16 protein-coding genes are annotated in these 20,559 nt (G+C 63.6%); 8 read left to right on the top strand and 8 right to left on the bottom strand.

The window, feature by feature from the left end; all coding sequences use genetic code 11:
* Positions 1-3: 3 nt before the first annotated feature.
* The 3 genes from IVB22_RS22620 to IVB22_RS22610 form a co-directional block, all read right to left on the bottom strand.
* Positions 4-717 carry an ABC transporter ATP-binding protein gene (locus IVB22_RS22620; protein ID WP_065731784.1) on the bottom strand — a complete coding sequence of 238 codons (714 nt, stop codon included), beginning with the start codon at positions 715-717 and terminating at the stop codon, positions 4-6.
* Positions 714-1,511 carry an ABC transporter ATP-binding protein gene (locus tag IVB22_RS22615; protein WP_247519452.1) on the bottom strand — a complete coding sequence of 266 codons (798 nt, stop codon included), beginning with the start codon at positions 1,509-1,511 and terminating at the stop codon, positions 714-716. The genes IVB22_RS22620 and IVB22_RS22615 overlap by 4 nt, the downstream gene beginning before the upstream one ends.
* A 69-nt stretch (positions 1,512-1,580) precedes the next feature.
* Positions 1,581-2,447, bottom strand: a complete 867-nt coding sequence (locus tag IVB22_RS22610) for an IclR family transcriptional regulator (RefSeq protein ID WP_214489280.1) — start codon at positions 2,445-2,447, stop codon at positions 1,581-1,583.
* A gap of 182 nt (positions 2,448-2,629) precedes the next feature.
* Here IVB22_RS22610 and IVB22_RS22605 point away from each other — a divergent pair, with 182 nt between their 5' ends.
* The 7 genes from IVB22_RS22605 (at position 2,630) to IVB22_RS22575 (ending at position 12,464) form a co-directional block, all read left to right on the top strand.
* Positions 2,630-4,726 carry a 3-hydroxyacyl-CoA dehydrogenase NAD-binding domain-containing protein gene (locus IVB22_RS22605; RefSeq protein ID WP_247519451.1) on the top strand — a complete coding sequence of 699 codons (2,097 nt, stop codon included), beginning with the start codon at positions 2,630-2,632 and terminating at the stop codon, positions 4,724-4,726.
* Between the two features lie 94 nt (positions 4,727-4,820).
* The gene (gene pimA / locus IVB22_RS22600; protein WP_247519450.1) at positions 4,821-6,509 is read left to right on the top strand and encodes a dicarboxylate--CoA ligase PimA; all 1,689 of its coding nucleotides are present in this window, start codon (positions 4,821-4,823) and stop codon (positions 6,507-6,509) included.
* Between the two features lie 179 nt (positions 6,510-6,688).
* Positions 6,689-7,879, top strand: coding sequence for a pimeloyl-CoA dehydrogenase large subunit (gene pimC / locus IVB22_RS22595; RefSeq protein WP_247519449.1), 1,191 nt, complete (start codon positions 6,689-6,691; stop codon positions 7,877-7,879).
* Between the two features lie 149 nt (positions 7,880-8,028).
* Positions 8,029-9,171, top strand: a complete 1,143-nt coding sequence (gene pimD / locus IVB22_RS22590) for a pimeloyl-CoA dehydrogenase small subunit (protein WP_247519448.1) — start codon at positions 8,029-8,031, stop codon at positions 9,169-9,171.
* A 165-nt stretch (positions 9,172-9,336) separates the two neighbouring features.
* Complete coding sequence (locus IVB22_RS22585) at positions 9,337-10,110, top strand: SDR family NAD(P)-dependent oxidoreductase (protein WP_247519447.1); 774 nt, start codon at positions 9,337-9,339, stop codon at positions 10,108-10,110.
* A 254-nt stretch (positions 10,111-10,364) separates the two neighbouring features.
* Positions 10,365-11,864: a glycerol kinase GlpK gene (gene glpK, locus IVB22_RS22580; protein ID WP_247519446.1), complete on the top strand. Its 1,500-nt coding sequence runs from the start codon at positions 10,365-10,367 to the stop codon at positions 11,862-11,864.
* 6 nt (positions 11,865-11,870) lie between these two features.
* Positions 11,871-12,464, top strand: coding sequence for an N-acetyltransferase (locus IVB22_RS22575; protein WP_247519445.1), 594 nt, complete (start codon positions 11,871-11,873; stop codon positions 12,462-12,464).
* 126 nt (positions 12,465-12,590) lie between these two features.
* On the opposite strand, the gene IVB22_RS22570 is transcribed toward IVB22_RS22575, so the two are convergent.
* On the bottom strand, positions 12,591-13,007 hold the full coding sequence (locus tag IVB22_RS22570) for a DUF6636 domain-containing protein (RefSeq protein WP_247519444.1): 417 nt from the start codon (positions 13,005-13,007) through the stop codon (positions 12,591-12,593).
* Between the two features lie 208 nt (positions 13,008-13,215).
* On the opposite strand from IVB22_RS22570, the gene IVB22_RS22565 reads away from it, so the two are divergent.
* On the top strand, positions 13,216-13,845 hold the full coding sequence (locus tag IVB22_RS22565; protein WP_247519443.1) for a glutathione S-transferase family protein: 630 nt from the start codon (positions 13,216-13,218) through the stop codon (positions 13,843-13,845).
* Between the two features lie 131 nt (positions 13,846-13,976).
* On the opposite strand, the gene IVB22_RS22560 is transcribed toward IVB22_RS22565, so the two are convergent.
* The 4 genes from IVB22_RS22560 to metF all read right to left on the bottom strand — a co-directional run bounded on the left by IVB22_RS22560 (position 13,977) and on the right by metF (position 20,495).
* Entirely contained in the window at positions 13,977-14,534 is a 558-nt protein-coding gene (locus tag IVB22_RS22560) for a group 1 truncated hemoglobin (protein WP_247519442.1), read from the bottom strand.
* A 235-nt stretch (positions 14,535-14,769) separates the two neighbouring features.
* On the bottom strand, positions 14,770-15,432 hold the full coding sequence (gene maiA, locus IVB22_RS22555) for a maleylacetoacetate isomerase (RefSeq protein ID WP_247519441.1): 663 nt from the start codon (positions 15,430-15,432) through the stop codon (positions 14,770-14,772).
* A 289-nt stretch (positions 15,433-15,721) separates the two neighbouring features.
* Entirely contained in the window at positions 15,722-19,576 is a 3,855-nt protein-coding gene (metH, locus tag IVB22_RS22550) for a methionine synthase (RefSeq protein WP_247519635.1), read from the bottom strand.
* Between the two features lie 4 nt (positions 19,577-19,580).
* Positions 19,581-20,495, bottom strand: coding sequence for a methylenetetrahydrofolate reductase [NAD(P)H] (metF, locus tag IVB22_RS22545; RefSeq protein ID WP_247519440.1), 915 nt, complete (start codon positions 20,493-20,495; stop codon positions 19,581-19,583).
* Positions 20,496-20,559 lie beyond the last annotated feature (64 nt).

The following is a 20,559-nucleotide window of genomic DNA, read 5'->3' as shown; positions in this document are numbered from 1 at the left end:
TCCTCAATAACCGAGATAGGATTTACGGACGTCTTCGTTGTTCGCGATTTCGGCAGCGCTTCCCGACATCACGATACGTCCGGTTTCAATAACGTAGGCCTTGTCCGCGAGCTCCAGCGCGAGTTGCGCGTTCTGCTCCACCACCAGAATGGTGACCTTGTCCTCGCGGTTGATCTTGCCGAGGATCTTGAAAAGCTCGCGCACGATAAGCGGCGCGAGGCCGAACGACGGCTCGTCCAGCAACATCAGCCGCGGACGCAGCATCAGCGCACGCGCAACCGCGAGCATCTGCTGCTCGCCGCCCGACAGTGTGCCGGCCTGCTGGGTGTGCCGTTCTTTCAGCACCGGGAAGTGCTCGTACATGCGCTCGATATCGGCCACCACGCCCTTCTTGTCGTTGCGGGTGATGGCGCCGAGCTGCAGGTTTTCCTCCACCGTCATGGTGGTGAAGGTGCCGCGGCCCTGCGGCACATGCGCAATCCCGAGACGAACGACGTTTTCGGTCGATTTGCCGGAGAGCGGCTTGCCCTCGAACTCGATCGCGCCGGTCGAACGCACCATGTTGCAGATCGCCCGCAAGGTGGTGGTCTTGCCGGCGCCGTTGGCGCCGAGCAGCGTGGTCAGGCTGCCCTCGTTGAGGGAGAAGCTCAGGCCATGAAGCGCCTGGACCTGGCCGTAATAGGCACGGAGATCCTTGATGTTGAGCATCGCGGTCATTGGTCCTTGCTCCCCAGATAGGCTTTGATGACATCCGGGTCGGCCTGGACCTGGGCCGGTGTTCCTTCGGCGAGCTTGCGGCCGAAGTTGAGTGCAACGACGTGGTCGGCGATCGACATCACCAGACCCATGTGATGTTCGACGAGCAGCACGGTCATGTGGCGCTCGTCGCGAATGCGGCGGATCAGATCGCCGAGCACATGGACTTCTTCGTGGTTGAGGCCACCGGCGGGCTCGTCGAGCAGCAGGATCTTCGGATCGGCGGCGAGTGCGCGCGCGAGTTCGACGCGCTTCTGGGTGCCGAAGGGCAGGCCGGAGACCACCGTGTGGGCGACGTCATTGAGATCCAGATAATCGAGGATCTCGTGGACCTTCTTGTTGACGTCGGCTTCGGTGCGGCGAACCCAGGCGAGCTTCAGCGAGTCCGAGATGATGTCGCTTGAAGTGCGCGCGTGGGTGCCGACGCGAACGTTGTCGAGCACCGACAGATTGGGAAACAGCGCGACGTTCTGGAAGGTGCGGCCGATGCCGATTTCGGCGATCCGGTGCGGCGGACGCGTCAGGATGCTCGCGCCCTCCATCAGGATATCGCCGGAGCTCGGCTGATAGAGTCTGGAGAGACAGTTGAACAACGTCGTCTTGCCGGCGCCGTTCGGTCCGATCAGGCCGAGGATTGCGCCTTTGTGCATGTCGAAGGACACGCCATTCAGCGCGATGATACCGCCGAACACGACGCTGACGTCGCGAACCGCGAGCAGGGGAGCATTTCCCTGCGCGAGCTGTGCCTGCGTCATGTCGTCTCGCCCGCCCTGATCACGGAGCGGGAATGACCGAGCGAAAATTTTCGCCGGTCATGGTGAAGGCTATCTGATCCCCTCGGCCAAACGTGCAACTTTCCCTCCTGCTTTCAACTTCTTGTTTTCTGTTTTTTTGGATTGCGGCGCTGCGCCGCCCAGCGCTGCCTCGATTTTCCTTACCATCGTGACAAGGCGAGGTCCAATGTCGGCCATCAAGCGTTCTTCCGTAAAGCGGAATGCCGGCGCGCCGCAATTGAAGGCATACGGCCCGGTTCCGTCATTGAGCTTCAGCGCCACACCTACCGCGTGCACGTCGTTCTGCCATTCACCTGCGGAAATCGCGAAGCCGTGTTTCGCCACGGTTTCGCCCGAGCGTTCGATGCCGTCGCGCATCCGTGCCCATCGGCTGCCGTAATGGTCGCGCAGGTCGCGCAATAAAGAGGCGCGTTCGTCGTCGGGCAGTGCCCAGATATAGGCACGTCCCATCGCCGAAGTCGCAATCGGTACGCGCGAACCGACGTCGAGCTGTACGCCGAGCGTCAACCCGTTACGGCTCTGCCCGAAATAGATCATGCTGTGACGGTCGCGTCCGCCGACGGCGACGGCGCCGCCGGTCTCGCGCATCAGTTCTTCACGATAGGGCTCGGACAAATGCCGAACGCCAAGATTGGCAAGGGCGGCATACCCCAGCGCCATGGCTGATGGCGCGAGCTGATACTTCTCGAAACGCGGAACGGGTGTAAGATAACCCAGCTTGGTCAGGGTGTAGGTCAGCCGGGAAATGGTTGGCTTCGGCAAATTAGTACGGGCGGCGAGTTCTTGATTGCCGAGCAGTCCGTCGTTGGGATGAAATGCGCGCAACACATCAAGTCCGCGGGAAAGCGCGACGACGAAGCTGCGATCGGTCGCCACTTTTTTCCCTGGACGCTTCATTACCCGCTACTGCTGATGAGCTCGTTGACAACGGACGTGCTTCAAAATAACCCTCCGTGTCAAGATGTGGAATTAAATTTCGCAGTGCGAAATTAGCGAAATCGACCCGTAGCTACTCAACGCAAGTTGAGCGGCATCCAAGAACAAACGATCCAGAGAACAAACGATCCAGGGAGAGTCCCGTGAGCGAAGTGGTAAAACTCGAGCGTCAAGACGTCATCGCCATCGTCACGGTCAACAGCCCTCCGGTAAACGCGCTCAGCGCCGCGGTGCGCGGCGGCATCTTCGAATGCATGAAGAGCGCGATTGCGGACGCCGAAGTGAAGGCCATCGTGCTGACCTGCGCAGGCCGCACCTTCATCGCCGGCGCCGACATCACCGAATTCGGCAAGCCGCCGAAGCCGCCGGGTCTCGCCGAAGTGCTTGTCCTGATGGAGAACTCGCCGAAGCCGATCATTGCCGCCATTCACGGCACGGCGCTCGGCGGCGGCCTCGAAGTCGCTCTGGCATGCCACTATCGCGTTGCGACCAAGGAAGCCAAGCTTGGCCTGCCCGAAGTGAAGCTCGGCCTTCTGCCCGGCGCCGGCGGCACGCAGCGCCTGCCGCGCGCGGTCGGTCCGGAACTCGCGGTCAAGATGATCGTCAGCGGCGATCCGATCAGCGCAGCGGAAGCCCTGAAGAACGGCCTGATCGAGGAAATCGTTGAAGGTCCGGCCGCCGGCGGCGTGGCCTTTGCCCTCCACGTGCTCGCGGAGAAGCGCCCTCTGCGCAAGCTGCGCGATGACGACTCCAAGCTCGCGGCGGCCAAGGCCGACATTTCGATCTTCACCAATGCGGTTGCCGCATTGACCAAGAAGGCGCGCGGACTGGAAGCGCCGTTCGCCGCAGCCGATGCGGTGCGCGCCGCCATCGAGCTGCCGTTCGACGAAGGGTTGAAGAAGGAGCGTGAAGGTTTCCTCAAGCTCGTCGCCAGCGACCAGTCCAAAGCGCAGCGCTACGCCTTCTTCTCCGAGCGCGAAGCCGCCAAGATCGCCGGTGTGCCCGAGGGCACCAAGCCGCGTCCCGTCGAGCGCGTCGCCATCATCGGCGCCGGCACCATGGGTGGCGGTATCGCGATGTCGTTCGCCAATGCCGGTATTCCGGTGACGCTGATCGAGACCGGCGAAGAGCAGCTCAAGCGCGGCCTCGGCGTGATGCAGAAGAACTACGAGGCAACCGCCGCGCGCGGCGGCATCCCCGCCGACGCTCCGGCCAAGCGCATGGGCCTGATCACAGGCGTGGTTGGCCTCGAGAATGTCAAGGACGCTGACCTGGTGATCGAGGCCGTGTTCGAAACCATGGCGGTCAAGAAGGAAGTGTTCGAGGCGCTCGACAAGCACGCCAAGCCGGGCGCGGTGCTGGCTTCCAACACCTCGTACCTCAACATCGACGAGATCGCGAAGGTTACAAAGCGTCCGCAGGACGTGCTCGGCATGCACTTCTTCTCGCCGGCCAACGTCATGAAGCTGTGCGAGATCGTCCGCGCCGACAAGACCGCGCCGGATGCGCTGACAACTGCCGTCTCGATCGCGCGCAAGATCGCAAAGGTGCCGGCCGTGGTTGGCGTCTGCGACGGCTTTGTCGGCAACCGGATGCTGGCCCAGCGCGGCAAGCAGTCGGAAAAGCTGCTGTTCGAAGGCGCGTTGCCGCAGCAGGTCGACGCCGTGGTGACGAAATTCGGCATGCCGATGGGCCCGTTCGCAATGAGCGATCTCGCCGGCCTCGACATCGGCTGGCGTTCGCGGAAAGACCGCGGCATCAAGTCGGAAATCGCCGACGCGCTGTGCGAGGCCGGGCGCTTCGGCCAGAAGACCGGCAAGGGCTATTACAAGTATGAAGCCGGGTCCCGCGCGGCGCTGCCGGATCCGGAAGTCGAAAAACTGATCGACGAGACCTTGCAGCGCCTCGGCCGCAAGAAGCGCGTCGTCAGCGACGACGAGATCCTCGAGCGCATGATGTACCCGATGATCAACGAGGGTGCGCGCATCCTCGAAGAGAACATCGCGGCGCGTCCGAGCGACATCGACGTGATCTGGCTCTACGGCTATGGCTGGCCGATCTATCGCGGCGGCCCGATGTTCTACGCCGATCAGGTCGGTCTCAAGCACATCGCCGAGCGTCTCTCCTATTACGCCAAGGAGACCAACGATCCCTCGCTCGAACCGGCGCCGCTGCTCAAGCGTCTCGCCGCCGAAGGCAAGACCTTTGCGTCGCTGGCCGCGCAGTCGAAGGCGGCTTGATGGCAACCACCCGTCATTCTCCGATGCGCAATTGCGCATCGGAGGTGCGCCGGGAGGCGCAAGTTCGGAATGACGACCTATCTTCTAGAGAGCCATGACCCACCCCGGCGAACAGTTCTATCCGGAAGGCGTCCGCTGGGACGACGCGATCGCGCGCGGCACGCTGCCGGACCTGTTGTCGGAAGCCGCCGCCGAATTCGGACCGCGCCCCGCGATCGAATTCCGCGACCGGCCGATCAGCTACGCCGAACTGGAAGACAGGGTCGAGATCGCTGCCGGCGCCTTCCTTCGCGCCGGCTACGGCAAGAACAGTTCGGTCGCGCTATTCCTCGGCAATTCGCCGGATCATCCCGTCAATTTCTTCGGCGCGCTGAAGGCGGGGGCGCGTGTCGTGCACCTGTCGCCGCTCGACGGCGAGATCGCGCTGTCGCACAAGCTCACGGACTCCGGCGCGCGCGTGCTCGTCACCAGCAATCTGTCGGTGCTGTTGCCGACCGCGCTGAAGTTTCTCGACAAGGGTCTGCTCGACCGCCTGATCGTCTGCGAGGACGATCACTGGGGCAAGGTCGGCACGCCGCAGGCGGCGCTGCCGGACAATCCGAAGATCATCACCTACAAACAATTCACCGATGGCGCGGCGAAGCCGGCGCAGTGGCCGGCGATCTCGGCGGATGACGTCGCGTTACTGCAATATACCGGCGGCACCACGGGATTGCCCAAGGGCGCGATGCTCAGCCACGGCAATCTGACTTCGGCGGTGTCGGTCTACGATGTCTGGGGCAGGCCGGCGCGCGCCGAGCGCAATGCGATCGAGCGTGTGATCTGCGTGCTGCCGCTGTTCCACATCTATGCGTTGACGGTGGTGCTGCTCTCCGCAATCCGGCGCGGCCATCTGATCTCGCTGCACCAGCGTTTTGATGTCGAGGCCGTGATGCGCGACATCGAGGTCAAGCGCGCGACCGCCTTCCCGGGCGTGCCGACGATGTGGATCGCGATCGCAGCACTTCCCGATCTCGACAAGCGCGACTTGTCCTCGCTGGTGTCCTGCGGCTCCGGCGGCGCGCCGCTGCCGGTCGAGGTCGCCAGAATTTTCGAGCGCCGGGTCGGCATGAAACTGAAGAGCGGCTGGGGCATGACCGAGACCTGCTCGCCCGGCACCGCTCACCCCAAGGAAGGCCCGGACAAGCCCGGGTCGATCGGCCTGATGCTGCCCGGTATCGAGATGGACGTGGTGTCGCTGGACGACCCGACCAAGCTGATGCCGGTGGGCGAGGCCGGCGAAATCCGCATCCGCGGTCCGAACGTCACCAAGGGTTACTGGAACCGGCCGAAGGAAACCGCCGAAGCTTTTGTCGGCGACCGCTTCCTCACCGGCGATATCGGCTACATGGACGCCGACGGCTATTTCTATCTGGTCGACCGCAAGAAGGACATGATCATCTCCGGCGGCTTCAACGTCTATCCGCAGATGATCGAGCAGGCGATCTACACCCATCCTTCCGTTCAGGAAGTGATCGTGATCGGCATCCCGGACGATTACCGCGGCGAAGCCGCCAAAGCCTTCATCAAGCTGCGTGCGGATGCAAAGGCCTTTACGCTGGATGAATTGCGCGCCTTCCTCACCGGCAAGCTCGGCAAGCACGAGATTCCGGCGGCGGTCGATTTCGTCGACGAGTTGCCGCGCACGCCGGTCGGAAAGTTGTCACGCCACGAATTGCGCATGCAGCAACAGCCGCAGGCTGCGCCATCGAAACAGCAAGCCGTATCGGGAGGTCGTTCCTAGACTCCGCCGTCGTCCCGGCCTTGAGCCGGGACCCATACGCCGCGGCCTTGGTTCGGGGCAGTCTGGGAGACGGCTTTTGCAACGCTAACGACGGTGGTTATGGGTCCCTGCGTTCGCAGGGACGACGAGATAGAGAGTTCGCGTTACCAATAAGTCCAATTCGCTCACAGGAGGATCCGATGGATCTCGCTTTCAGCAAGGAAGAAATCGCGTTTCGTGAGGAGGTGAGGGCCTTCTTCCGGGACAACGTGCCGCCGGAGACGCGGCGCAAGATGGTGGAGGGGCGTCACCTCTCCAAGGACGAGATGGTCGCCTGGTGGCGCATCCTGAACAAGAAGGGCTGGGGCTGTTCGCACTGGCCGAAGGAATATGGCGGCACGGGCTGGACCTCGGTGCAGCACTACATCTTCAACGAAGAGCTGCAGATGCACCCGGCGCCGGCGCCGCTCGCCTTCGGCGTCAGCATGGTCGGCCCGGTCATCTACACCTTCGGCAACGAGGCGCAGAAGAAGCAGTACCTGCCGCGCATCGCCAATGTCGACGACTGGTGGTGCCAGGGCTTTTCGGAGCCCGGCTCGGGATCGGACCTCGCCTCGCTGAAAACCAAGGCCGAGCGCAAGGGCGACAAGTACATCATCAACGGCCAAAAGACCTGGACCACGCTCGCCCAGCACGCCGACATGATCTTCTGCCTGTGCCGCACCGACACCAATGCGAAGAAGCAGATGGGCATCTCCTTCATCGTGTTCGACATGAAGTCGAAGGGCGTTACCGTGCGCCCGATCGAAACCATCGACGGCGGCCGTGAGGTCAACGAAGTGTTCTTCGACGACGTCGAGGTGCCGGTCGAGAATCTGATCGGTGAGGAGAACAAGGGCTGGGATTACGCAAAGTTCCTGCTCGGCAACGAGCGCACCGGTATCGCCCGCGTCGGCGTCTCCAAGGAGCGGCTGCGCCGCATCAAGGATCTCGCCTCCAAGGTCGAACAGAACGGCAAGCCCGTGATCGAGGACCAGGGCTTCCGCGAGAAGCTGGCGGCCTGCGAGATCGAGCTGAAGGCGCTCGAGCTCACGCAGCTTCGTGTCGTCGCGGATGAAGGCAAGCACGGCAAGGGCAAGCCCAACCCGGCGTCCTCGGTCCTGAAGATCAAGGGTTCGGAAATCCAGCAGACCACCACCGAACTCCTGATGGAAGTGATCGGCCCGTTCGCCGCGCCTTACGACATCCACGGCGACGACGGCTCCAACGAGACCATGGACTGGACCGCCCAGATCGCGCCGAGCTACTTCAACAACCGCAAGGTCTCGATCTACGGCGGCTCCAACGAGATCCAGCGCAACATCATCACCAAGGCGGTGCTGGGGCTTTAGTGGCGCAATGACGCGGCCGCACGCACCGTCGTCATGGCCGGGCTTGACCCGGCCATCCACGTCTTGACGCAAAGAAAGCAAGACGTGGATGCCCGGGACAAGCCCGGGCATGACGGAGAAATTTGGTTAAGCCGGAGAAAGTAAAGAACATGGATTTTGATTTGTCCGAGGAGCAGCGCCTTCTCAAGGAAAGCATCGACGGTCTCTTGACCGACTCGTACGATTTCGATGCGCGCAAGAAGTACCAGAAAGAGAAGGGCGGCTGGAGCAAGGCCGTCTGGGGCAAGCTCGCCGAGCAGGGCTTGCTGGGCCTGCCGTTCGCCGAAGCCGATGGCGGCTTTGGCGCCGGCGCGGTCGAGACCATGATCGTGATGGAGGCGCTCGGCAAGGCGCTGGTGCTGGAGCCGTATCTCGCCACCGTCGTGATCGGCGGCGGCTTCCTGCGTCACGGCGGCTCGGCCGAGCAGAAAGCCCAGCACATCCCCGGCATCATCGACGGCAGCAAGACCTTTGCCTTCGCGCAGCTCGAGAAGAACTCCCGCTACGACCTCGGCGATGTCGCAACATCAGCCAAGAAGAAGGGCGCTGGCTGGGTCATCGACGGCGAAAAATTCGTCGTGCTCAACGGCGAGAACGCCGACACCCTGATCGTGACGGCACGCACCAAGGGCGGCCAGCGCGACAAGACCGGCATCGGCGTGTTCCTGGTCCCGGCCGCCGCCAAGGGCGTCACCCGCAAGGGCTATCCGACCCAGGACGGCCTGCATGCCGCCGACATCACGCTGACCGGCGTCGAGGTTGGCGCAGATGCTGCGATCGGCGATCCCGAGAACGCTCTGCCGCTGATCGAGCGCGTGGTGGATGAAGCCCGCACCGCGATGTGCGCGGAAGCGGTCGGCGCGATGGATGAATCGCTGAAGGCTACCGTCGAGTATCTCAAGACCCGCAAGCAGTTCGGCGTGCCGATCGGCAGCTTCCAGACCCTGCAGCACCGCGCCGCCGACATGTTCGTAGCCCTCGAACAGGCCCGCAGCATGTCGATGTTCGCGACCATGGCGGCCGATTTCGACAGCGCGAAAGAGCGCGCGACCGCGGTCGCCGCCGCCAAGGTGCAGATCGGCAAGTCCGGCAAGTTCATCGGCCAGCAGTCGATCCAGCTTCACGGCGGCATCGGCATGACCCAGGAAGCCAAGATCGGCCACTACTTCAAGCGGCTGACCATGATCGAAAACACCTTTGGCGACACTGACTATCATCTCCGCCGCGTCACAGATGCGGGCGGGTTGGTATAACGCGTTCGTCGTAGGTCACGCGACCGCAGCCATATGAAAGTCGTCATGCCCGGGCTTGTCCCGGGCATCCACGTCTTGGCGGCAAAGGAAGTCGTGGATGGCCGGGTCAAGCCCGGCCATGACGGAAAAAGTTGCAACAAACAAAAACAACAGGGAGCACGCCTAGTGAAAAATACCCCGTTCGATCTCACCGGAAAAGTCGCCGTCATCACCGGCTCCAGCCGCGGCATCGGCCGTTCCTCCGCCGAACTGCTCGCCAAACTCGGCGCGAAAGTCGTGATCTCCAGCCGCAAGGCCGACGCCTGCCATGAAGTCGCCGAAGGCATCAAAAAGTCCGGCGGCGACGCCCATGTCATTCCCTGCAACATCTCGCGCCGCGAGGAAGTCGAGGCGCTGATCTCTGGCACGACCAAGCATTACGGCAAGGTCGACATCCTCGTCTGCAACGCGGCGGTGAATCCGTATTATGGCCCGCTGCTCGACATCAAGGACGAGGCCTTCGACAAGATCATGGGCAGTAACGTCAAGAGCAACATCTGGCTCTGCGCGCTGACGATCCCGCAAATGGCCGAACGCGGCAACGGCTCGGTGGTGATCATCTCGTCCATCGGGGGCCTGCGCGGTTCCACCGTGATCGGCGCCTACGGCATTTCCAAAGCCGCTGATTTCGCGCTGTGCCGCAGCCTCGCCGGCGAATGGGGCCCGAAGGGCGTCCGCGTCAATTGCGTGGCGCCGGGCCTGGTGAAAACCGATTTCGCCCGCGCCTTGTGGGAAGACCCGGAAAATCTCAAGCGCCGCACCGCCGGCACGCCCCTTCGCCGCATCGGCGAGCCCGACGAAATCGCCGGCGCAGTGGCGTATCTCGCCTCCGATGCTTCGACCTTCATGACCGGCCAGACGATTGTGGTCGATGGCGGCGTGACGACAGCCGCGACGTGATCTCTTACCCTCCCCTGGAGGGGGAGGGTCGACGCTCATGAAATGAGCGGCGGGGCGGGGTGACGGTCTCTCCACTCGAACAGTGCCCGAGCTGAGAGACCGTCACCCCACCCCGTCTCACATTTCGCTGCGCTCAACGTGAGCCGACCCTCCCCCTCCAGGGGAGGGTAAGGGCAGTCGGCTCCCCATATTGACCTCCGCCTCCCAATCGGATTGCCTCTCACGCAACCAAAACTTCCCGGGGAAGCAACGTCATGTCCTTTGTGCTGGCCATCGATCAGGGCACCACGTCCTCACGCGCCATGGTGTTCCGCAGCGACATCTCCATCGCCGCTACCGCGCAGCAGGAGTTTCCGCAGCATTTCCCGGCCTCCGGCTGGGTCGAGCACGAGCCCGAGGACATCTGGACCTCGACGCTGACGGTCTGCCGCGCCGCGCTGGAAAAGGCCGGCCTGAAAGCAAAGGACATCGCCGCCATCGGCATCACCAACCAGCGCGAGACCACCGTGGTGTGGGACCGCGCGACGGGGCAGGCGGTGCACCGCGCCATTGTCTGGCAGGACCGCCGCACATCAGATATCTGCGCCAAATTGAAGAGCGAAGGCCACGAGCCGGCAATCTCGGCCAAGACCGGCCTGATCATCGATCCCTATTTCTCCGGCACCAAGGTCGCCTGGATACTCGACCACGTCCCGGGCGCACGCGAGCGCGCCGGCCGCGGCGAGCTGATGTTCGGCACGGTCGATTGCTATCTCTTGTGGCGGCTGACAGGCGGCAAGATGCACGCGACCGACGCCACCAACGCCTCGCGCACGCTGCTGTTCAACATCCACACCGGCGAGTGGGACGACGAACTCTTAAAGCTGCTGCGCGTGCCGCGCTCGATGCTGCCGGAGGTAAAAGACTCCTCCGCCAAATTCGGCGACAGCGACCCGACCCTGTTCGGCGGCGCGATCGCGATTTCAGGTATCGCCGGCGATCAGCAGGCCGCGACCATCGGCCAGGCCTGCTTCACGCCCGGCATGATCAAATCGACCTACGGCACCGGCTGCTTTGCGCTGCTCAACACCGGCACGACGCCGGTCGCCTCGAAGAACAAGCTGCTCACCACCATCGCCTATCAACTGAACGGCAAACGCACCTACGCGCTCGAAGGTTCGATCTTCGTCGCAGGCAGCGCCGTGCAATGGCTGCGCGATGGGCTAGGCATCATCAAGCAGGCGTCCGAAACCGGCCCGCTCGCCGACAGATCCGATTCCATGCAGAGCGTCTATCTGGTGCCGGCCTTCGTCGGCTTAGGCGCCCCCTACTGGAATCCCCGCGTGCGCGGCGCGCTGTTCGGCCTGACCCGCAATACCGGCCCCGCCGAACTCGCGCACGCCGCGCTGGAGAGTGTCTGCTACCAGACCTCCGATCTCCGCGAAGCGATGCGCGCCGACTGGCCCGGGGAGAAGGCCGCCAACGTGCTGCGCGTCGATGGCGGCATGACGGCGTCGGACTGGACCATGCAGCGCCTCGCGGACCTGCTCGACGCCCCGGTCGATCGCCCGATGATCCAGGAGACGACGGCGCTGGGGGCCGCGTATCTCGCGGGGCTACAGGCCGGCGTCTATCCCGAGCCGGCAAAATTCGCCGACAACTGGCGGCTGGAGCATCGCTTCAAGCCGAACATGAGCAAAGCCACGCGCGATCGGAAGTTGGCGGGCTGGGCGAGGGCGGTGAAGGGCGTGCTGGCGAGCGACGAGGGGGAGTAGCGTCGGATGATTCTGCCCGACGGCTATTCCGACGTTCCCGCTGGCAAGGTCGCCGCCATCGTCACGCATCTGGAGATGACCGCGCGCCCCACGCCGCGTCCGGATCCCGCCGACGCGTGGTCGCTGCGCCGGATTGAGATGCCACCCCTCGACTGGTTTCGTGATCTCTATCGCCGCGTCGGTGAGGAATGGCTGTGGTTTTCGCGGCTGCGGATGCCACCCGCTGAACTGGCAGCGATCCTTCACTCCCCGCTGGTGGAAGTCTACGCGCTGGAGCGCGAGGGCCGCGACGAAGGCCTGGTCGAGCTGGATTTTCGTGACGCCGGCCAATGCGAACTCGTCTTCTTCGGCGTCACCGCAAAGCTGGTCGGCAGCGGTGCCGGCCGCTGGCTGATGAACCGTGCGCTGGAATTGGCATGGTCCCGGCCGGTCGACCGCGTATGGGTGCACACCTGCACTTTCGATCATCCGGCTGCGCTGGCGTTCTACCAGCGCTCGGGTTTCCGTCCGTTTCGGCGGCAGGTGGAGATCGCGGACGATCCGCGGCTTGACGGCACCGCGCCGCGCGATGTGGCGCGGCATGTGCCTATCATCGAGTGATGGGCGGGCACACTCTCAACCGTCATCACCGGGCTTGCCCCGGTGATCCAAGTCTTACTTTCTTGGTAGGAGACAAAGACGTGGATGGCCGGGACAAGCCCGGCCATGACGAACGAGAGCGTGGTCTCAAAACATCTCCTGCTTCACCCGCGCGAGCGAGAACCCGCGGCGGTCCGTGTTGAAACAGGTCACGCCCGCCTGCTCCGACTTGCACGTAAACCCGCCGCGCTGCCACACCTCGCCATAGCCCAGCACCGGCAGTGATTTGTCCATCACGGTGTCGCCGTGGCAGATGCGTGCGGCGGCGCCCTTGGCGTTCATCTCGAAGGCGCCGCCGTAGTCGAGCTCGCAATCGGCGGGGCGTCGCGGCTTGGTTTCCATTGCACTGATGTCGCAACGGAGGATGTTCTGCTTGTCGTAGTCGAAATATTGGCAGGCGATGTTTTTCGATGGCGACTGGAAGCCTGTGGGAGCGGTTTGGGCGTGCGCTGTGGCGGCAAGTGTCAGCACGGACAGCGCGGAAAGCATGGGTAAAGTGCGCATCGTCACGTGACTCGCCGGTTGCAATGTGAAGCAGCGTACTTAGGATGGCGAGGAGCGCAACCCCGCCCCGCGTGTCATGCCCGGACTTGATCCGGGCGTCCATCCCTCCTCGAGAGATTCTTTTGAAGAGGGATGGATTGCCGGGTCGAACTCGGGTGGACGCGCTTCGCGCTTTTGCCCGGCAATGACGAACCTGAGTGGGAACAACATGATCCTGATCGGCCAATACGACTCCCCCTTCGTCCGCCGCGTCGCCATCGCCATGCGGCTTTATGGCATCGCTTTCGAGCACAAGCCGTGGTCGACCTTCGGCGACGCCGACAAGATCGCACCCTTCAATCCGCTGCGGCGTGTGCCGACGCTGGTGCTTGATGACGGCGAGGCGCTGATCGAGAGCGCGATGATCCTGGATCATCTCGACGATGTCGTCGGCCCCGACAAGGCGATGATCGCGCGGAGCGGCGAGGCGCGGCGGCGGCACTTGCGGATCTCGGCGCTGGCGATGGGCCTCGGCGACAAGGGCGTCAGCCTGCTTTACGAGCGCGTGCTGCGGAAGGAGAAGCAGCTCGATCTCTGGGTCGAGCGCTGCAAGTCGCAGATATCGGGCGTGCTGGAGGTGCTGGAAAGGGAGCGCGCTGATGTCAAGACGCCGTATTGGTTCGGCGAAAACATCGGCCATGCCGATATCGCGGTCGCCTGCGTGTTGCGCTTCACCGGTGAGGCGCATCCCGCGCTGTTCGACGCGCGCTATCCCGCGCTGAAGGCGCATTCCGAGCGCTGCGAGGCGCTGCCGCCGTTCCAGGAAATCGTTCAACCGCTGGCGCCGCCGAAGGGGTGATTTTCGTAGGGTGGGCAAAGCGTAGCGTGCCCACCGTTCGGCAGCATTGAAGAAAGATGGTGGGCACGCTGCGCTTTGCCCACCCTACTTCTCTACTTCTCACGGCTGGCGATCGTCCCGAAACACGAGCCTCAGCCGCGCTTGGTGGCGACGTAGCCCGCGGTGACTTCGTCCTTGTGAGCGGCGAAGGCTGCGAGCACTTCGGCCTTCTCGCGCTTCGGGACTTTGGCGAAGTCCAGCGACCGCCCGAGTTCGGCTGCGACCTCGTCGAATTCAGCCGGTGAGATCCGCAAGTCGCGGTGGGCCTCCTCGAGGCCAAGCGGCGTCGTCCCGGGTTTGGTGGCCGTGAACTGGAGCGGTCCGCCTGAAACGTTGCAGACCCACAGGGTTCGCTGGAACTTGAGGCCGGGCAGCCTTGTCAGGTTCTTTGTGTGCCATTCCTTCAGCCGCGGATTCTTGGATTTCTGACCGACGACAGGGTTCTTCACGACGGCGTCGCTGAAGTGATCGACGACCGCCGCGATGGCGAAGACGCCGCCGAGCCGGTCATACAGGCTCTTGTCAGGCTTGGTTTGCTGGGCCTGAGCGTAAGCATTATTACCGCCCGCCAAAGTCATCGGGGCGGCGGCCAGCGCCAGCCCGGCGACGACGCGTCGTCTGGTAATGGAAGTCGAATGAGTCTTTGCCATTGGGCACCTCCTTTAAGTGGGATTCGAGACGCACTGCCGTCCAGCTCGGCATCGTCGGGTGCAATCGGGGCTGTCCGCATTGCACGCGTGACGATTTCCTTGCTGCCCATCGGATGCGATTTATGGCGAAAGGTTCCTGACAAAACGACGCTGGCGGAGCTATGCGGCAACGTTGTGCCACGCGCTGATCCCGAAGAGCAGCGATTGTCGGCCAAGCCGGGTAAGCGTACGGAACTTACGCCTTGGGCCGCATCGCTTCCGGGGTGTCCGGCTGCACCAGCGGATGCGCTCTTGCAAATTCCGGCAGCGTCATCGCGGTCGCGAAGATGCGCTTCACGGTCGGATAGATTTTCAGGTCGATCTGCTGCGTTACTGCGGCAGTGACGTGGCCGACCATGCAGATGTCTGCCAGCGTCGGTTGATCGCCATGGCAGAATTTTCCCGTGTCCTTCTGGCCGGCCAGATGCCCCTCCAGCGCCGCCAACGTCTCGACGGTCCAATGCCGCCGCCATGCCGCTTGCTGCGTGTCGCGCAGATTGAGTTCGTGATCGAGATAGCGCCGCACCCGCGGCGTCAGCAGCGGGTGGCCCTCGCAGGCCACCATCAGCGCCAGCGCGCGAACGCGGGCGCGGCCGTTGATATCGGCGGGCAGCAGCGGCGGGGAGGGATATTTCTCGTCGAGATATTCGAGGATGGCGAGCGACTGGAACAGCGTGGTGCCGTCGTCCTCGACCAGCGCCGGCAGCGCCATCTGCGGATTGATGCGGCGATACTCGGCTTCGCGATGCGCGTTGGCGTCGAGGTCGACGAACACGACATCGACAGGGACGTTCTTGAGATTGAGCGCGATGCGAACGCGAAAACTCGCCAGCGATCGCCAGAACGAGAAGAATTTCATGGGGGCTCCACGCACTCGTCATGCGCGGGCTTGACCCGCGCATCCATCCATCTTCGTGAGATGAATTAGCGGGTCAAGCCCGGTGATGACGAAGTTGCTGCAGTAGCGACGGTGCTTCTTACCCTCCCCTGGAGGGGGAGGGTCGGCTCGCATGGAGCGAAGCGAAGGGCGAGACGGGGTGGGGTGACGGTCTTTCAACTCGGGTACTGTTCGAGGGGAGAGACCGTCACCCCACCCCGCCGCTCCTTTCAGAAGCGTCGACCCTCCCCCTCCAGGGGAGGGTAAGAGCTCAGCCCGCCCCGACCGCTTTCTTGCGCCAGGCCAAGTGCACGGCGCAGGTACAGCCGGGCGGATGCGAGGAGACGTCGTTGGCAGGTACGATCTCCGCCGCCACCGGTGCCTTCGCCACCGCCTGCTCCTGCGACGGGATGTAATTCAGCACCGGCGCCAGCCAGCGTTCGGTCTCGGCCACTGTCATGCCCTTGCGCGCCGCGTAGTCCTCGACCTGGTCGCGCTCGATCTTGCCGACGCCGAAATAGAAGCTTTCGGGATGCGAGAAATAAAGTCCCGACACCGACGAGCCCGGCCACATCGCAAAACTCTCGGTCAGGACAACGCCGGCCGTGTTCTCCGCATCGAGCAGCCGGAACAGCGTCGCCTTCTCGGTGTGATCGGGTTGCGCGGGATAGCCGGGCGCCGGGCGGATGCCGGCATATTGTTCGAGGATGAGCTGATCGGCGGCTAGCGCCTCGTCCGGCGCGTAGCCCCAGAATTCCTTGCGGACGCGCTGATGCATCCGCTCGGCAAAGGCCTCCGCCAGACGATCGGCCAGCGCCTTGCACAGGATCGAGGAATAATCGTCATTGGCGTTCTTGAAGCGGTCGGCGACCGCGTCCTCGCCGATCCCGGCGGTGACGACGAAGGCGCCGATATAGTCGGGTACGCCGGACGACGCGGGGGCGATGAAATCCGACAGCGCGGCGTTGAAGCGGCCTTCGCGCTTCTCCAACTGCTGGCGCAGTGTGTGGAAAGTCGCGATCTTCCTGGCTCGCGCATCGTCGGCATAGACGGCGATATCGTCGCCATCGGCATTGGCCGGCCAGAAGCCGATGGTGGCGCGGGCCTTGAACCATTTCTCCTTGACGATGAGATCGAGCATCTTGCGCGCGTCGTCATAGAGCGAGCGCGCGACTTCGCCGATCTTGGGATCGTCGAGAATGGCCGGGAAGCGCCCGGTCAATTCCCAGGTCTGGAAGAACGGTGTCCAGTCGATGTATTCGGCAAGCTCCGCCAGATCATAGGCGTCAAAACTCCTGATGCCGAGGAATGCCGGCTTCTTCGGCGGCGTCTTGGCGAAGTCGGCCTTGACCGCGTTGGCGCGGGCGTCCGCCAGCTTGAGCCGTTTCTTGTCGGCCTGCGCGCGAAAGTGGGCCGCGGAAATCTTGGCGTATTCGGCGCGGATGTCGGCGGCATAGGCCTCGCGCCGCTCGGGCGAGAGCAGCGACGACGCCACGCCGACGGCGCGGCTGGCGTCGTTGACATGCACCACCGGCCCTCCCTTGTAGTTCGGGTCGATCTTGACGGCGGTATGGACGCGGCTCGTGGTCGCGCCACCGATCAGCAGTGGCATCTTCATGCCCTGCCGCTCCATTTCGCCGGCCAGGAAACTCATCTCGTCGAGCGAGGGCGTGATCAGGCCGGAGAGCCCGATGATGTCGGCGTCTTCCGCCTTGGCGGTTTCGATGATCTTGCTGGCGGGCACCATGACGCCGAGGTCGATGACTTCGAAATTGTTACATTGCAGCACGATGCCGACGATGTTCTTGCCGATGTCGTGAACGTCGCCCTTGACGGTCGCCAGCACGATCTTGCCGGCGGCGTTGCGGCCGTCGGTAGCAGTCCCATTCGCAAGGTTGCGCGCCTTCTCCTCCTCCATGAACGGCATCAGATAGGCGACCGCCTGCTTCATCACGCGGGCGGACTTCACCACCTGCGGCAGGAACATCTTGCCGTCGCCGAAGAGGTCGCCGACGATGTTCATGCCGGCCATCAACGGGCCTTCGATCACGTTCAGCGGCCGCTCGACCGTCAGCCGCACGGCTTCGGTGTCGGCCTCGATGAATTCGGTGATGCCGTGCACCAGCGCGTGGGAGAGCCGCTTCTCGACCGGCCATTCGCGCCAGGCGAGATCCTGCTCCCTGGTCTGCTTCTCCTTGCCGCGGAATTTTTCCGCCAGTGCAAGCAGCCGCTCGGACGCGCCCGCGTCGCGGTTGAGGATGACGTCCTCGCACACCTGGCGCAGCTCGGGGTCGATGTCGTCATAGACGATCATCTGCCCGGCATTGACGATGCCCATGTCCATGCCGGCCTTGATGGCATGATAGAGGAACACCGAATGCATGGCCTCGCGCACCGGCTCGTTGCCGCGGAACGAGAACGAGAGATTCGACACGCCGCCGGAAATATGCGCATGCGGCAGGTTCTGGCGGATCCAGCGCGTCGCCTCGATGAAGTCGACGCCGTAATTGTTGTGTTCTTCCAGCCCGGTCGCGATCGCAAAGATATTCGGATCGAAGATGATGTCCTCGGGCGGAAAACCGACCTCGTTGACCAGGATGTCGTAGGCACGCTTGCAGATCTCGGTCTTGCGCGCAAACGTATCCGCCTGGCCGACCTCGTCGAACGCCATCACCACAACGGCCGCGCCATGGCGGCGCGCGATCTGGGCCTCGTGGATGAACTTCTCCACGCCCTCCTTCATCGAGATCGAGTTTACCACCGGCTTGCCCTGAACGCATTTCAGGCCGGCTTCGATCACGGCGAACTTCGAAGAGTCCACCATCACGGGCACGCGCGCGATATCGGGCTCGGCGGCGACGAGATTGAGGAAGGTCACCATCGCGGCTTCAGAGTCGAGAAGGCCCTCGTCCATGTTGACGTCGATGATCTGCGCGCCGTTCTCGACCTGGTCGCGCGCTACCTGCAGCGCTGCAGTGTAATCGCCAGCGGTGACCAGCTTGCGGAATTTCGCCGACCCCGTGACGTTGGTGCGTTCGCCGACGTTGACGAACGGAATCGCCGGCGTCAGTTCGAACGGCTCGAGCCCCGACAGCCGCAGACGGGGCTCGATCGTAGGCACAGCGCGCGGCTTGTGCGGAGCGACGGCGGCGGCAATCGCCGCGATATGGTCCGGCGTGGTGCCGCAGCAGCCGCCGACGATGTTGACGAGGCCCGCCTCGGCAAACTCGCCGATCAGGCGGGCCATGTATTCCGGGCTTTCGTCGTACTGGCCGAATTCGTTGGGCAGGCCGGCGTTCGGATAAGCACAAACCAGGGTATCGGCCACGCGGCCGATGTCGGCGATATGCGCGCGCAGGTCTTCGGCGCCGAGCGCGCAGTTGAATCCGATGGTGATCGGTTTTGCGTGCCGCACCGAGTTCCAGAACGCTTCCGGCAATTGCCCCGACAGCAGGCGGCCAGATTTATCGGTGATGGTACCCGAAATCATCACGGGCACGTCGATGCCGCGTTCTTCGGCGATTTCCGAAATCGCGTAGAGCGCCGCCTTGGCGTTCAGCGTGTCAAAAATGGTTTCGACCAGCAGCAGGTCGGCGCCGCCGTCGAGCAGGCCGTTGATCTGCTCGCCATAGGCCTTGCGCAGATCGTCAAAGGTGACGGCGCGATAGCCGGGATTGGAAACATCAGGGGAGATCGAGGCGGTGCGGTTGGTCGGGCCCAGTGCGCCGGCGACGAAACGCTGTTTGCCGTCCTCCGCGCTGACGCGCATCGCCGCGGCGCGGGCGAGTTTGGCACCGTCGCGGTTGAGTTCGTAGGCGAGGTCCGACATGTCGTAGTCGGCCTGCGCGATCGAGGTCGAGGAGAAGGTGTTTGTTGCGACGATGTCGGCGCCCGCGCGTAGGTAATCGGCGTGGATGTCCTCGATCGCCTGCGGCTGCGTCAGGATCAGCAGGTCGTTATTGCCGCGGACGTCGCGGTGGAAATCGGCGAAACGCTTCCCCCGAAACGCGGCCTCGTCATACTCCAGTCCCTGGATCATGGTGCCCATGGCGCCGTCGAGCACCAGGATACGTTCGCGGGCGGCGGCGAGCAGGGCAGTGCGCTTGGACGAAATCTTGGCGGTCATCGGATCAGGCGGCTTTCTGTGCGCCATTGGGACGAATTCCCAGGAGATGGCTGATCGCAAACACGAGGTCCGCGCGGTTCATGGTGTAGAAATGAAAGGTATCGACGCCGTGCTTGGCGAGCTTTTGCACCTGACCGGCCGCAACGGTGGCGGCGACCAGCTTGCGCGTCTCGGCGTCGTCGTCGAGGCCTTCGAACTTGTCCGCCAGCCAGCTCGGCACCGTTGTGCCCGCGCGCGTCACGAAGCTGCGCGCCTGCTTGAAATTGTGCATCGGCATGATGCCCGGCACGACCGGAACATCGATGCCGCGGGCGCGGACGCGATCGAGGTAGCGGAAGTAGAGGTCGTTATCGAAGAACACCTGCGTGATGGCACGCGTCGCGCCGGCGTCGACCTTGGCCTTCAGCGTGTCGATGTCTGCGTCGATCGTCGGGCTCTCCGGATGTTTTTCGGGATAAGCCGAAACCGAGACTTCGATATCGGGATAGCGCTTCTTGATGCCTTCGATCAGGTCGGGCGAGCTCTGATAGCCATCCGGGTGGGCATGGTAGACGGTGCCGATGCCGGTGGTCGGATCGCCGCGCAGCGCCACGATGTGGCGGACGCCGATCTCGTGATAGCGCGCCACGACGTCGTCGATCTCGCCCTTCGGCGCGCCGACGCAGGTCAGATGCGCGGCCGGCGTCAGGCGGGTTTCTTTCAGGATGCGCGCGATGGTCGAATGGGTGCGTTCGCGCGTCGAGCCCCCGGCGCCATAGGTCACGGACACGAAATTCGGCACCAGCGGTGCCAGCCGGTTGATGGTCTCCCACAGGCTCCGCTCCATCTCTTCCGTCTTGGGCGGAAAGAACTCGAAGGAAATCCTTGGCGAATGCAGCGCGCGATGGCCGTCGAAAGCGGGGGGAGTAACCTCGGTCATGGCACTTCACAAAGCTCCACAGAAACGGACAGGCATCAGGCCTAGCGGCGAGGAGCTAAAATAG

It is taken from the genome of Bradyrhizobium sp. 190, from assembly GCF_023073415.1.
Taxonomy (GTDB): Bacteria; Pseudomonadota; Alphaproteobacteria; order Rhizobiales; family Xanthobacteraceae; genus Bradyrhizobium.
The sequence above is the reverse complement of the archived record's forward strand: the minus strand, read 5'-3'. Positions and strand labels throughout refer to the sequence as shown.